Here is a 12,311-nt window from a genome sequence, read left to right on the forward strand (position 1 = left end):
ATCTGCGTCAATATCCTGACACAACGCAGCATGTGTCACCAGCGTTAAACCCGCCAGCAGAAAAAACTGAAAACAGCGGCGACAGGTAATAACAGGTTGCTGCGGCGAGTAGATTGACTGGGCGAACAATGGTAACAGAAAGCATGGCATTTTCAGGCGTCGCGTTCCAGCAACCGACGCGTAGCGCGTTTCTGGCTAAATTGCCACCCCATCGCAACGAAGGTGATAATGCCAATAATGCCCAACATTATCCACGGTAGTTCTGGTTGCTGCGCCGATTTACCCAGGTCAAACAGCCAGCCGCCACCGACATAACCGATAGCACCGCCAATCGCCAGGCCCAGACGACTAAACCCCATATAGCTGCCGCGCGCTCGTGCATCTGCCAGCGAGGCGCTTAGGGTTTCACGCGCAGGTTCGGCAATGATTGAACCGATATAAAATAGACAAATCAGGGTGAAGAGTTGTTGCAGATTGCTGACCATTCCAACCGGTATCATGCTTAACGACATGACCAATAGCCCAGCCATCAATCGGTGTTCCAGACGAAAACGTCTTTCGCTCCAGCGGGCGATAGGGTAAAGCAACGTTAAGGAGAGACACGCTTCAATGGCATACATCCATTTAACGGCAGAGGGCGCTCCGGCGATATCGTTGACCATAATCGGCAGCATCAGCATTACCTGAACGGCCAGCATGTAGTAGCCTGCCAGCGTCAGAACATAGGTGACAAAACGTTTATCGCGCATCACGCGGGCCATGCCTTCGCGGACTGGCGTACGCACGGTAGAAAGTTTCCATGCCGGTAACAACCAGGCATTAAATGCCGCACACAGCACAAACAAAATTGCACCCGTCGCGCAGACCAGGCGGAAATCGTATTGCAACAGCCAGCTACCTAATAATGCGCCAATGACCGCACCAGCACTGTCCTGCATCATCAACAGGGAGAAAAAACGTCCACGCTGTTGCGGGCGGATCAATTTGACCACCAGTGCCGAACGCGGCGGATCGAACAGAGTACCGCCAAGACCTGAGAGAAGGCAGGAAAACCACAGCATCCATGGCTCGTGGGCGATCCCCATAGTGGCAAATCCCGCGGCGCGCATCAGCATTCCGGTGACGATCATCGGTTTTGCGCCAAAGCGGTCGGCAATTGCGCCGCCAAAAATGCCTAAACCTTGCTGAATGAACTGACGCAGACCGAGAGCAATACCGACCATCACGGCTGCCCAGCCCATTTGATCAACGAAGCGGATAGAGATCAGAGGGAAGACAACAAAGAACCCCAGCACGACCAGCATATTATCGATGAGCAGGAAATATTTACCCAGGTTCCTGGCCTGTGAAACGCGCGACATTTCCCCTCCCGGGAAATAAAAGATGAGCACTTTCTATTCTGCATGGTCGCTAATACTTTTCCCATATTTCCCGGGACAATATTTTTTTATCGAAAGTCCTCTTTGATAGAGAGTTTTTATCAAATATGTGAATAATGCAGGAAATGGCATTTTGGACTTTTCACAGGTTCTGGTTGCGCAGGTATAGTAATACTTACAGCGTATTAAAGACGTTACGGGAAGGAGTAGGTATAGAATGTTTGGCTATCGTAGTAACGTGCCAAAAGTGCGCTTAACCACAGACCGACTGGTCGTGCGTCTGGTGCATGAACGTGATGCCTGGCGGCTGGCGGACTATTACGCAGAAAATCGCCATTTCCTCAAGCCCTGGGAACCAGTGCGCGACGAAAGCCACTGCTACCCTTCAGGCTGGCAGGCCAGGTTAAGCATGATTAATGAATTTCATAAACAAGGTTCTGCATTCTATTTTGGGTTGTTCGACCCGGATGAGAAAGAGATTATTGGCGTTGCCAATTTTTCTAATGTGGTGCGAGGATCTTTCCATGCCTGCTATCTCGGTTATTCAATCGGACAAAAATGGCAGGGCAAGGGGCTAATGTTTGAAGCCCTGACCGCCGCTATTCGTTATATGCAGCGTACTCAACACATTCATCGCATTATGGCCAACTATATGCCGCACAATAAACGTAGCGGTGATTTGCTGGCGCGACTGGGTTTTGAAAAAGAAGGTTATGCGAAAGATTATCTGTTGATTGATGGACAATGGCGCGATCACGTGCTGACGGCATTAACCACCCCGGACTGGACGCCCGGCCGCTAAGGAGAATGTTATGAAGTATCAACTTACCGCACTGGAAGCCCGCGTGATTGGCTGTTTACTGGAAAAACAGGTGACGACGCCGGAGCAATACCCGCTCTCCGTGAATAGCGTAGTCACGGCCTGTAATCAGAAAACGAACCGTGAACCGGTAATGAACTTAAGCGAATCTGAAGTGCAGGAGCAGTTGGATAATCTGGTAAAACGTCATTATTTACGCACGGTGAGCGGTTTTGGTAATCGGGTCACCAAATATGAGCAACGCTTTTGTAATTCAGAATTTGGCGATCTGAAACTGAGCGCCGCAGAAGTGGCGTTAATCACCACGTTGTTATTGCGTGGTGCCCAGACGCCGGGTGAACTGCGCAGCCGCGCGGCGCGAATGTATGAATTTAGCGATATGGCGGAAGTGGAGTCGACGCTGGAACAACTGGCGAATCGCGAAGATGGCCCTTTTGTGGTGCGTCTGGCTCGCGAACCGGGTAAACGCGAAAGTCGCTATATGCATCTTTTCAGTGGTGAGATAGATGAGCAACCTGTGGTAACGGAACCGTCGAAGGCGGTTGAAGGTGATTTACAGGCCCGTGTCGAAGCACTGGAAATCGAAGTGGCAGAGCTGAAACAGCGTCTTGATTCGTTGCTGGCCCATCTGGGAGATTAAAGTGAAAAAATTACGTATCGGCGTAGTGGGGTTAGGAGGGATCGCGCAAAAAGCGTGGTTACCGGTGCTGGCGGCAGCGTCTGACTGGACGTTACAGGGGGCATGGTCGCCAACGCGCGAGAAAGCTCTACCCATTTGTGAAAGCTGGCGCATTCCTTATGCCGATTCGTTATCTAACCTTGCTGCCAGTTGCGATGCAGTTTTTGTCCACTCCAGCACCGCCAGTCATTTTGAAGTGGTCAGTGCGTTATTAAACGCTGGCGTTCATGTCTGTGTCGATAAACCCCTGGCAGAAAATCTGCGCGATGCCGAGCGGCTGGTGGAACTGGCGGCGCGGAAAAAACTGACGTTGATGGTTGGTTTTAACCGTCGCTTTGCACCGCTCTACAGTGAGCTAAAAACGCAACTTGCCACCGCAGCGTCGCTGAGAATGGATAAACATCGTACTCATAGCGTCGGGCCACACGATCTTTATTTCACGTTGCTGGATGATTATCTGCATGTGGTTGACACTGCTCTGTGGCTGTCTGGCGGCAAAGCCTCCCTTGACGGTGGTTCGCTGTTGACTAACGAGTCTGGCGAAATGTTGTTTGCCGAGCACCATTTTTCGGTGGGGCCTTTGCAAATCACCACCTGCATGCATCGCCGTGCTGGTAGCCAGCGTGAAACGGTGCAGGCCGTGACCGACGGCGCGCTCATCGACATTACGGATATGCGTGAATGGCGCGAGGAGCGTGGGCAGGGCGTGGTGCACAAACCGATTCCCGGCTGGCAAAGTACCCTCGAGCAGCGTGGATTTGTTGGCTGCGCGCATCATTTCATCGAATGCGTGCAAAATCAGACAGTTCCACAAACTGCTGGTGAGCAGGCAGTACTGGCGCAGCGCATCGTTGACAAGCTCTGGCGAGACGCGATGAGTGAATAAACCCTGTAACATCTGGCGGTAGCAATTCACCATAATCCAGGTAGACTATTCGCCTCTTTCAGCGCCTGCGTTGCAGGCGTTTTGTTCGTGGGTCTGGATTAGAACACCAATGAATTTATTAAAATCGCTGGCCGCTGTCAGCTCGATGACCATGTTTTCGCGTGTGCTTGGCTTTGCACGTGACGCTATTGTCGCCAGAATTTTTGGCGCAGGGATGGCAACCGACGCTTTTTTCGTCGCTTTCAAACTTCCTAACTTGTTGCGCCGTATCTTTGCCGAAGGGGCATTCTCCCAGGCATTCGTGCCGATTCTGGCGGAATATAAAAGCAAGCAAGGTGAAGATGCAACTCGGGTCTTTGTCTCTTATGTCTCGGGCCTGCTGACGCTGGCACTGGCGGTTGTGACCGTTGCCGGGATGCTCGCCGCACCGTGGGTGATAATGGTGACCGCGCCGGGCTTTGCTGACACCGCCGACAAATTCGCGCTGACCACTCAGCTATTGCAGATCACTTTTCCCTATATTTTGCTGATCTCCCTGGCATCGCTGGTGGGGGCTATTTTGAATACCTGGAACCGTTTCTCGATTCCGGCATTTGCCCCGACGTTACTTAACATCAGCATGATTGGTTTTGCGCTGTTTGCTGCACCGTACTTTAATCCGCCGGTGCTGGCGCTGGCGTGGGCTGTTACGGTGGGCGGTATACTGCAACTGGTGTATCAGCTACCGCACCTGAAGAAGATCGGCATGTTGGTTCTGCCGCGCATTAACTTTCACGATGCAGGAGCAATGCGCGTGGTGAAACAGATGGGTCCGGCGATCCTTGGTGTTTCTGTTAGTCAGATCTCCTTGATCATCAACACCATTTTTGCTTCGTTTCTTGCCTCAGGTTCCGTGTCGTGGATGTACTACGCCGACCGTTTAATGGAGTTTCCGTCTGGCGTACTGGGCGTGGCGCTGGGGACTATTTTGCTGCCGTCGCTGTCGAAAAGTTTTGCCAGCGGTAATCATGATGAATACAACCGCTTGATGGACTGGGGCCTGCGTCTTTGTTTCCTGCTGGCGCTGCCGAGCGCGGTAGCGTTGGGTATTCTCTCAGGTCCATTAACTGTTTCGCTGTTCCAGTACGGTAAATTTACCGCCTTTGATGCGCTGATGACTCAGCGGGCATTGATTGCCTATTCAGTGGGGTTGATCGGCCTGATTGTGGTGAAAGTGCTGGCTCCGGGTTTTTATTCCCGCCAGGATATTAAAACACCGGTGAAAATTGCCATCGTCACGCTGATTTTGACGCAGTTGATGAACCTGGCGTTTATCGGCCCGTTGAAACATGCCGGACTGTCGCTTTCCATTGGTCTGGCAGCTTGCCTGAATGCCTCGCTGCTTTACTGGCAGTTGCGTAAGCAGAAAATCTTTACCCCGCAACCCGGTTGGACTGCGTTTCTGCTGCGTCTGGTGGTAGCAGTGCTGGTGATGTCTGGCGTACTTTTAGGTATGTTGCACATCATGCCGGACTGGTCATTGGGTACTATGCCCTGGCGCTTACTGCGTTTGATGGCGGTAGTTGTCGCGGGAATTGCGGCGTACTTTGCCGCGCTGGCGGTGCTGGGCTTTAAAGTCAAAGAGTTTGCCCGTCGGACGGCTTAATAACCAATCCCGGCCTGCATTGCAGGCCGGAGAAAATCTTCAGATAGATATCTTTTTACCGCCGCGATGGGGCGTTGAGGTTTGACCGTTGGCCCCGTACAGCGTCGGCTCCTGATGTGGTTTCAGCATTTCCAGCGCCTGTTGATTGCGCTCAATCTGTCCTTCCAGTAGCCAGCCGTTATGTTGATTTAACTGACGCAGTTGCTGCGTTTTTACGGTAATTTCCTGCCGGCATTGTGCGATATCGTTGCTGTTTGCGGCATCCGGTATTTGCCGACGTAACTGCTCGAGGTAATCCAGCGTCGCCAGCAGTGAGCTTTTTTGTTCTGTAATCCGTTGTAACTGACTGCCGTTGATCTGCCCCATAGAGAGATGTTGCAGCTCTTGCTCCATCACCATTTTAAGATCGTTAAGCACTGCGGACATCTGGTCGAGGATCTCTGCAAGACGCGTCATACGTTTATTTACTCAGTAAGTCTTGTTGCACTTCGCTGATCAGTGCATCGGCAATTTTGCCGACATCTATCTTTAGTTCACCGTTACGAATCGCCAGTTTCAACGCTTCTACGCGCTCAAGATTGATATCACTGCTGCCTGGTTGCATCAGCTTTGCTTGTGCATCGCTTAATGTCACACTGGTACTGGCGGCGGCGGTCGTTTTTGTCGAGCGGGTATTGGCTACCGGAGTGTCACTGGTTTCGCGTGGCTGAACGGTGCTTATGGGCTTCAGGGGAGCGGTGCGGTCAATACTCATGGTTTATTCCTCATTGAGGGCGCTTTTATCATTTGTTGCTTATTTATCGGCAATAGTCGGTCAATCTTTAACAGATTACAGGTTTATAAGAATATTCCCATCCGCATCCACCACACCACTGACCACCTGACCCGACACCATGCGGACACGAGCATTTTGCGCAACCGCCGCGTTGTTCAGCGCCTGACCTTCAGCATTAGCGCTGAAACCATCGCCACTGGCGATCACGTTGACACGCTGTCCGGCTTTTACTCGCCAGGCCTGGCGCAGCATGGTTAGTTGTATTGGCTGCCCGGGCGTCAGATCGCGCAGACTGACTGCATCAACCAGTTGATTAACATCCAGTACAGTACGTGGCGGTAAGGTATCCAGCCGTCCGCGTTTCAGTTTGACGCTGGCAGATTCCAGTTTTCCTCCCCGCACAATGGGCATCGCGGCAACGACATAATTCCCGGTGGCCTGCACATTGACTTGCACATATCGTTTGTCGTTGCCGCAGCGTACCAGCACATTCACATTGCCCCACAGGCGGGAATTACTGGTGATGGAAAACAATGGCTGTTCACACGCAGGCAGTAAATGGGGGGGCGTGCGAATAGAGATACGAACCTCATCACTCAACCCCGCCAGTTGTACCACAAAAAAGGTTTTCAATTGTGATGTGAAATCGCCAGCCGTACTCAGCGGGCTGAACAGTATCGCGATGAGTACCACGCCATGCTTCATTATTTGCATTTCCGCCCCCAGCCATTTCTACAGGCTAAATTGTACCCGCGCGGCGTGACCATCAACGGCATAAATAGCGACCCATTTTGCGTTTATTCCGCCGATAACGCGCGCCTAAAGCCTTTAAGCTGACGGCAGAATTTTGATATCTGCGGAGGAGATATGCTCGATATGCTCGATAAGCTCGACGCCGCCTTACGTTTTCAACAAGAGGCGCTCAATCTGCGCGCCCATCGTCAGGAAGTGCTGGCGGCAAACATCGCCAACGCCGATACCCCTGGTTATCAGGCGCGCGATATAGATTTTGCCAGTGAGCTTAAAAAAGTAATGCTGCGTGGACGGGATGAAACCAGTGTGGTGGCCCTGACCATGACCTCAACGCAACACATTCCGGCGCAGGCGCTGACGCCTCCTTCCGCAGAACTGCAATACCGTATTCCGGATCAGCCTTCGCTGGACGGCAATACCGTCGATATGGATCGCGAACGCACCCAGTTTGCCGATAACAGCCTGCAATATCAGATGAGCCTTAGCGCGTTGAGTGGGCAAATCAAAGGCATGATGAACGTTTTACAGAGCGGAAATTAACGGATGGCACTGCTGAATATTTTTGAGATCGCCGGGTCGGCGTTAACTGCCCAGTCCCAGCGTCTGAACGTAGCGGCCAGTAATCTGGCGAATGCCGATAGCGTGACAGGGCCAGACGGACAACCTTATCGGGCGAAACAGGTGGTGTTTCAGGTGAACGCCGCGCCGGGAACCGCGACAGGTGGGGTGAAAGTGGCTGACGTGATTGAAAGCCAGGCGCCAGACAAACTGGTATATGAGCCGGGAAATCCACTGGCGGACGCGAAGGGTTACGTGAAAATGCCAAACGTGGATGTGGTTGGGGAGATGGTTAACACCATGTCGGCATCACGCAGTTATCAGGCCAACGTTGAAGTCCTCAACACGGTGAAAAGCATGATGCTGAAGACCCTCACGCTCGGTCAATAAAGGAGAAAACCATGTCCATTGCGGTAACCACTACCGATCCGACAAACACTGGTGTCAGTACTACCAGCAGTAGTTCGCTCACTGGCAGTAACGCTGCAGATTTGCAAAGCAGTTTTCTGACGTTGCTGGTGGCGCAACTGAAAAATCAGGATCCGACCAATCCGATGGAGAACAACGAGTTGACATCGCAACTGGCGCAAATCAGCACGGTTAGCGGGATTGAAAAACTCAATACTACACTCGGTTCGATTTCCGGACAGATAGACAACAGTCAGTCGCTACAGGCCAGTAACCTGATTGGTCATGGTGTGATGATCCCCGGCACCACCATTCTTGCCGGTACTGGCAGTGAAGAAGGGGCGGTAACCACGACCACGCCGTTTGGTGTTGAACTGCAACAGGCGGCAGACAAAGTCACCGCCACGATCACTGATAAAAATGGCGCGGTTGTACGCTCGATTGATATCGGTGAACTGACCGCCGGAGTCCACAGTTTCACCTGGGACGGCACATTAACTGACGGCACAACCGCACCGAATGGTTCTTATAACGTGGCGATTAGCGCCAGTAACGGTGGTACGCAGTTAGTTGCGCAACCGCTGCAGTTTGCTCTGGTGCAGGGCGTGATCCGCGGTAACAACGGTAATACGCTGGATCTCGGCACTTACGGCACCACCACTCTCGACGAAGTACGGCAGATAATTTAAGCCTTCACATTTCAGGAGTCAGTCATGGCCTTTTCTCAAGCGGTTAGCGGATTAAACGCAGCCGCCACCAACCTCGATGTTATTGGCAACAATATCGCCAACTCCGCCACCTATGGTTTTAAATCCGGTACGGCTTCTTTTGCTGATATGTTCGCGGGTTCTAAAGTGGGGCTGGGGGTAAAAGTTGCCGGCATTACCCAGGATTTTACCGATGGAACGACCACGAATACAGGACGTGGTCTTGACGTTGCCATCAGCCAGAACGGTTTCTTCCGCCTCGTAGACAGTAACGGCTCAGTGTTTTACAGCCGTAACGGGCAATTTAAACTCGATGAAAACCGTAATCTGGTGAATATGCAAGGTTTACAGTTAACGGGTTATCCGGCAACCGGCACACCACCGACTATTCAGCAGGGGGCGAATCCAGGCAATATTTCGATTCCGAATACCCTGATGGCGGCGAAAACGACGACAACGGCGTCAATGCAGATCAACCTTAACTCCAGTGATCCTCTTCCGACAGTCAAAACTTTCGATGCCAGCGATGCGGATAGCTATAACAAAAAAGGTTCGGTAACGGTATTTGACAGCCAGGGGAATGCTCATGACATGAGCGTCTACTTTGTGAAGACCGGGGATAATAACTGGGATGTTTACACCCAGGATAGTAGTGATGCAGCCAGTATCGCTAAGCAAGTAACAACACTGGCGTTTGATGCGAATGGAACTCTGACATCTGGTGCTTCTGCGTTAGTTGCCACCGGTGCAATTAACGGTGCAGATCCCGCCTCATTCTCGTTAAGTTTCCTCAACTCCATGCAACAAAACACCGGTGCGAACAACATCGTGGCAACCACCCAGAACGGCTACAAACCGGGCGATCTGGTGAGTTACCAAATCAACGATGACGGTACGGTAGTCGGCAACTATTCCAACGAACAAACCCAACTGTTGGGGCAGATTGTGCTGGCTAACTTCGCTAACAACGAAGGACTGGCGTCCGAAGGCGATAATGTCTGGTCTGCGACGCAATCTTCTGGCGTGGCGCTGTTGGGGACTGCCGGAACAGGCAATTTTGGCACGCTGACCAATGGTGCGCTGGAAGCGTCCAATGTCGATCTCAGCAAAGAACTGGTCAATATGATTGTCGCCCAGCGTAACTATCAGTCCAACGCCCAGACTATCAAAACCCAGGACCAGATCCTCAACACGCTGGTTAACTTACGCTAATCGCTGACGGGATAGCTCAATGGATCACGCAATCTATACCGCGATGGGGGCCGCCAGCCAGACGCTGAATCAGCAAGCGGTAACTGCCAGTAATCTGGCGAATGCATCTACACCTGGTTTTCGCGCGCAGATAAACGCCTTACGTGCAGTGCCGGTAGAGGGACTTTCGCTGCCTACACGCACGCTGGTGACGGCATCTACGCCAGGGGCAGACATGACGCCCGGCAAGATGGATTACACCTCACGTCCGCTGGATGTTGCGTTACAGCAAGACGGCTGGCTGGCCGTGCAGACTGCTGACGGTAGCGAAGGATATACGCGTAATGGCAGCATTCAGGTTGATCCCACCGGGCAACTGACGATTCAGGGGCATCCGGTGATTGGTGAGGCGGGGCCGATTGCTGTGCCGGAAGGGGCGGAAATCACTATTGCTGCCGATGGTACTATCTCGGCGCTGAATTCTGGCGATCCGGCAAATACCGTCGCTCCAGTCGGGCGGCTGAAACTGGTGAAAGCTACGGGCAGTGAAGTGCAGCGCGGCGATGACGGCATTTTTCGTTTGACTGCTGAAAGTCAGGCCACACGTGGAGCGGAACTTCAGGCAGACCCGACGTTACGGGTGATGTCGGGCGTGCTGGAAGGCAGTAATGTCAATGCTGTTGCGGCGATGAGCGACATGATTGCCAGCGCGCGGCGTTTTGAAATGCAGATGAAGGTTATCAGCAGCGTTGATGATAACGCAGGCCGTGCCAATCAACTGCTTTCGATGAGTTAATTGAAAGGATAAGTGACAAGCATAAGTTACCTGATGCGCAATTTTATCGGGCTTACGAGTTGCATCGCAATGTATTGAATTTGCGAGATCTTGTAGGCCGGATAAGGCGTTTACGCCGCATCCGGTAAAAAGACATATGCACGTGGTCAGCACTCCACTACAGGACATTTTATGATCAGTTCATTATGGATCGCCAAAACCGGCCTCGACGCCCAGCAAACCAATATGGACGTCATTGCCAACAACCTGGCAAACGTCAGTACCAACGGTTTCAAGCGTCAGCGGGCGGTGTTTGAAGATCTGCTTTATCAAACCATTCGCCAGCCTGGAGCGCAGTCTTCCGAACAAACCACCTTGCCGTCCGGGTTACAAATCGGTACTGGTGTGCGTCCGGTTGCCACTGAACGCCTACACAGTCAGGGCAACCTGTCGCAAACCAATAACAGCAAAGATGTGGCGATTAAAGGGCAGGGCTTTTTCCAGATCATGCTGCCGGATGGCTCATCGGCCTACACCCGCGACGGCTCTTTCCAGGTGGATCAGAACGGGCAGTTGGTGACGGCGGGTGGTTTTCAGGTACAGCCTGCGATCACCATTCCAGCGAATGCGTTAAGCATCACCATCGGTCGTGATGGCGTGGTCAGCGTAACCCAGCAAGGCCAGGCGGCTCCGGTTCAGGTTGGGCAGCTTAATCTCACTACCTTTATGAACGACACTGGGCTGGAGAGCATTGGCGAAAACCTCTACACCGAAACGCAATCCTCCGGCGCACCGAACGAAAGTACACCGGGTCTGAACGGCGCGGGGCTGCTGTATCAAGGGTATGTTGAAACATCTAACGTCAACGTGGCGGAAGAACTGGTCAACATGATTCAGGTACAACGTGCCTACGAAATCAACAGTAAAGCGGTATCTACCACCGATCAGATGCTGCAAAAACTGACGCAACTCTAAGGCATAACCGGTGGCTGGTTCACCGGTTTACTGATTTTTAAAGATGATAGCCATGCAAAAAAACGCTGCGCGCATTTACGCCATTTCCAGCTTGTTGGTGTTTTCACTGACCGGCTGTGCCTGGATACCCTCCACGCCGTTGGTACAGGGGGCGACTACTGCACAGCCGGTTCCTGGTCCGACACCCGTCGCCAACGGTTCCATATTCCAGTCTGCTCAGCCGATTAACTATGGCTATCAACCGCTGTTTGAAGATCGCCGCCCACGTAATATTGGCGATACGCTGACCATTGTGTTGCAGGAAAACGTCAGTGCCAGCAAGAGTTCTTCCGCTAATGCCAGCCGCGACGGTAAAACCAATTTTGGCTTTGATACTGTGCCGCGCTATTTGCAGGGGCTGTTTGGTAATGCCCGCGCTGATGTCGATGCCTCTGGCGGCAATAGCTTCAACGGGAAAGGTGGAGCCAATGCCAGCAATACCTTCAGCGGCACGTTGACGGTGACGGTCGATCAAGTGCTGGTAAACGGTAACCTGCATGTGGTGGGTGAAAAACAGATCGCCATTAATCAGGGCACCGAATTTATTCGCTTCTCCGGCGTGGTCAATCCACGCACTATCAGTGGTAGCAACACCGTACCGTCTACCCAGGTGGCGGATGCGCGCATTGAGTACGTTGGCAATGGCTACATTAACGAAGCACAAAATATGGGCTGGTTACAGCGTTTCTTCCTTAACCTGTCGCCAATGTAAGTGAGGCTG

General features: G+C 52.4%; 15 protein-coding genes. 11 read left to right on the forward strand and 4 right to left on the reverse strand.

Features of this window, described 5'->3' with window-relative positions; translation table 11 throughout:
- Positions 1-152: 152 nt before the first annotated feature.
- Complete coding sequence (gene mdtH / locus A31E_RS17150) at positions 153-1,361, reverse strand: multidrug efflux MFS transporter MdtH (protein WP_000092221.1); 1,209 nt, start codon at positions 1,359-1,361, stop codon at positions 153-155.
- Positions 1,362-1,596: 235 nt separating this feature from the next.
- Here mdtH and rimJ point away from each other — a divergent pair, with 235 nt between their 5' ends.
- The 4 genes from rimJ (at position 1,597) to murJ (ending at position 5,409) form a co-directional block, all read left to right on the forward strand.
- Entirely contained in the window at positions 1,597-2,181 is a 585-nt protein-coding gene (rimJ, locus tag A31E_RS17145; protein ID WP_000468210.1) for a ribosomal protein S5-alanine N-acetyltransferase, read from the forward strand.
- Between the two features lie 10 nt (positions 2,182-2,191).
- Positions 2,192-2,839 carry a YceH family protein gene (locus A31E_RS17140; protein WP_000877132.1) on the forward strand — a complete coding sequence of 216 codons (648 nt, stop codon included), beginning with the start codon at positions 2,192-2,194 and terminating at the stop codon, positions 2,837-2,839.
- Position 2,840: 1 nt separating this feature from the next.
- Positions 2,841-3,764 carry a Gfo/Idh/MocA family protein gene (locus A31E_RS17135; protein ID WP_000736170.1) on the forward strand — a complete coding sequence of 308 codons (924 nt, stop codon included), beginning with the start codon at positions 2,841-2,843 and terminating at the stop codon, positions 3,762-3,764.
- 109 nt (positions 3,765-3,873) lie between these two features.
- Complete coding sequence (murJ, locus tag A31E_RS17130) at positions 3,874-5,409, forward strand: murein biosynthesis integral membrane protein MurJ (RefSeq protein WP_001050690.1); 1,536 nt, start codon at positions 3,874-3,876, stop codon at positions 5,407-5,409.
- A gap of 39 nt (positions 5,410-5,448) precedes the next feature.
- On the opposite strand, the gene flgN is transcribed toward murJ, so the two are convergent.
- From flgN to flgA, 3 genes are all read right to left on the reverse strand, one after another.
- Positions 5,449-5,865 (reverse strand): flagella biosynthesis chaperone FlgN, encoded by a 417-nt coding sequence (gene flgN, locus A31E_RS17125; protein WP_016248585.1) that lies wholly within the window; start codon positions 5,863-5,865, stop codon positions 5,449-5,451.
- Between the two features lie 4 nt (positions 5,866-5,869).
- Positions 5,870-6,163, reverse strand: a complete 294-nt coding sequence (flgM, locus tag A31E_RS17120; RefSeq protein ID WP_000020864.1) for a flagellar biosynthesis anti-sigma factor FlgM — start codon at positions 6,161-6,163, stop codon at positions 5,870-5,872.
- Positions 6,164-6,238: 75 nt separating this feature from the next.
- Positions 6,239-6,898 (reverse strand): flagellar basal body P-ring formation chaperone FlgA, encoded by a 660-nt coding sequence (gene flgA, locus A31E_RS17115; RefSeq protein WP_024193563.1) that lies wholly within the window; start codon positions 6,896-6,898, stop codon positions 6,239-6,241.
- Positions 6,899-7,060: 162 nt separating this feature from the next.
- On the opposite strand from flgA, the gene flgB reads away from it, so the two are divergent.
- The 7 genes from flgB (at position 7,061) to flgH (ending at position 12,302) form a co-directional block, all read left to right on the forward strand.
- Entirely contained in the window at positions 7,061-7,477 is a 417-nt protein-coding gene (flgB, locus tag A31E_RS17110) for a flagellar basal body rod protein FlgB (RefSeq protein WP_000884689.1), read from the forward strand.
- Between the two features lie 3 nt (positions 7,478-7,480).
- The gene (flgC, locus tag A31E_RS17105; protein ID WP_001196470.1) at positions 7,481-7,885 is read left to right on the forward strand and encodes a flagellar basal body rod protein FlgC; all 405 of its coding nucleotides are present in this window, start codon (positions 7,481-7,483) and stop codon (positions 7,883-7,885) included.
- Positions 7,886-7,896: 11 nt separating this feature from the next.
- Positions 7,897-8,592, forward strand: coding sequence for a flagellar hook assembly protein FlgD (gene flgD / locus A31E_RS17100; RefSeq protein WP_016248588.1), 696 nt, complete (start codon positions 7,897-7,899; stop codon positions 8,590-8,592).
- A 24-nt stretch (positions 8,593-8,616) separates the two neighbouring features.
- Positions 8,617-9,822, forward strand: a complete 1,206-nt coding sequence (gene flgE, locus A31E_RS17095; RefSeq protein WP_000885838.1) for a flagellar hook protein FlgE — start codon at positions 8,617-8,619, stop codon at positions 9,820-9,822.
- Positions 9,823-9,841: 19 nt separating this feature from the next.
- Positions 9,842-10,597 (forward strand): flagellar basal-body rod protein FlgF, encoded by a 756-nt coding sequence (flgF, locus tag A31E_RS17090; RefSeq protein WP_000349270.1) that lies wholly within the window; start codon positions 9,842-9,844, stop codon positions 10,595-10,597.
- Between the two features lie 171 nt (positions 10,598-10,768).
- Positions 10,769-11,551 carry a flagellar basal-body rod protein FlgG gene (flgG, locus tag A31E_RS17085; RefSeq protein ID WP_000625823.1) on the forward strand — a complete coding sequence of 261 codons (783 nt, stop codon included), beginning with the start codon at positions 10,769-10,771 and terminating at the stop codon, positions 11,549-11,551.
- Positions 11,552-11,603: 52 nt separating this feature from the next.
- Positions 11,604-12,302 (forward strand): flagellar basal body L-ring protein FlgH, encoded by a 699-nt coding sequence (gene flgH, locus A31E_RS17080; RefSeq protein WP_016248589.1) that lies wholly within the window; start codon positions 11,604-11,606, stop codon positions 12,300-12,302.
- The last annotated feature ends 9 nt before the right edge of the window (positions 12,303-12,311 follow it).

Origin of the sequence: Escherichia sp. KTE159 (genome assembly GCF_000408805.1) — a bacterium.
Taxonomy (GTDB): Bacteria; Pseudomonadota; Gammaproteobacteria; order Enterobacterales; family Enterobacteriaceae; genus Escherichia; species Escherichia marmotae.

Coding starts and splice junctions, on each gene's coding strand:
- mdtH (WP_000092221.1), bottom strand. CDS start 1,361: ATGTCGCGCGTTTCACAGGCCAGGAACCTGGGTAAATATTTCCTGCTC.
- rimJ (WP_000468210.1), top strand. CDS start 1,597: ATGTTTGGCTATCGTAGTAACGTGCCAAAAGTGCGCTTAACCACAGAC.
- A31E_RS17140 (WP_000877132.1), top strand. CDS start 2,192: ATGAAGTATCAACTTACCGCACTGGAAGCCCGCGTGATTGGCTGTTTA.
- murJ (WP_001050690.1), top strand. CDS start 3,874: ATGAATTTATTAAAATCGCTGGCCGCTGTCAGCTCGATGACCATGTTT.
- flgN (WP_016248585.1), bottom strand. CDS start 5,865: ATGACGCGTCTTGCAGAGATCCTCGACCAGATGTCCGCAGTGCTTAAC.
- flgM (WP_000020864.1), bottom strand. CDS start 6,163: ATGAGTATTGACCGCACCGCTCCCCTGAAGCCCATAAGCACCGTTCAG.
- flgA (WP_024193563.1), bottom strand. CDS start 6,898: ATGCAAATAATGAAGCATGGCGTGGTACTCATCGCGATACTGTTCAGC.
- flgB (WP_000884689.1), top strand. CDS start 7,061: ATGCTCGATAAGCTCGACGCCGCCTTACGTTTTCAACAAGAGGCGCTC.
- flgC (WP_001196470.1), top strand. CDS start 7,481: ATGGCACTGCTGAATATTTTTGAGATCGCCGGGTCGGCGTTAACTGCC.
- flgD (WP_016248588.1), top strand. CDS start 7,897: ATGTCCATTGCGGTAACCACTACCGATCCGACAAACACTGGTGTCAGT.
- flgE (WP_000885838.1), top strand. CDS start 8,617: ATGGCCTTTTCTCAAGCGGTTAGCGGATTAAACGCAGCCGCCACCAAC.
- flgF (WP_000349270.1), top strand. CDS start 9,842: ATGGATCACGCAATCTATACCGCGATGGGGGCCGCCAGCCAGACGCTG.
- flgG (WP_000625823.1), top strand. CDS start 10,769: ATGATCAGTTCATTATGGATCGCCAAAACCGGCCTCGACGCCCAGCAA.
- flgH (WP_016248589.1), top strand. CDS start 11,604: ATGCAAAAAAACGCTGCGCGCATTTACGCCATTTCCAGCTTGTTGGTG.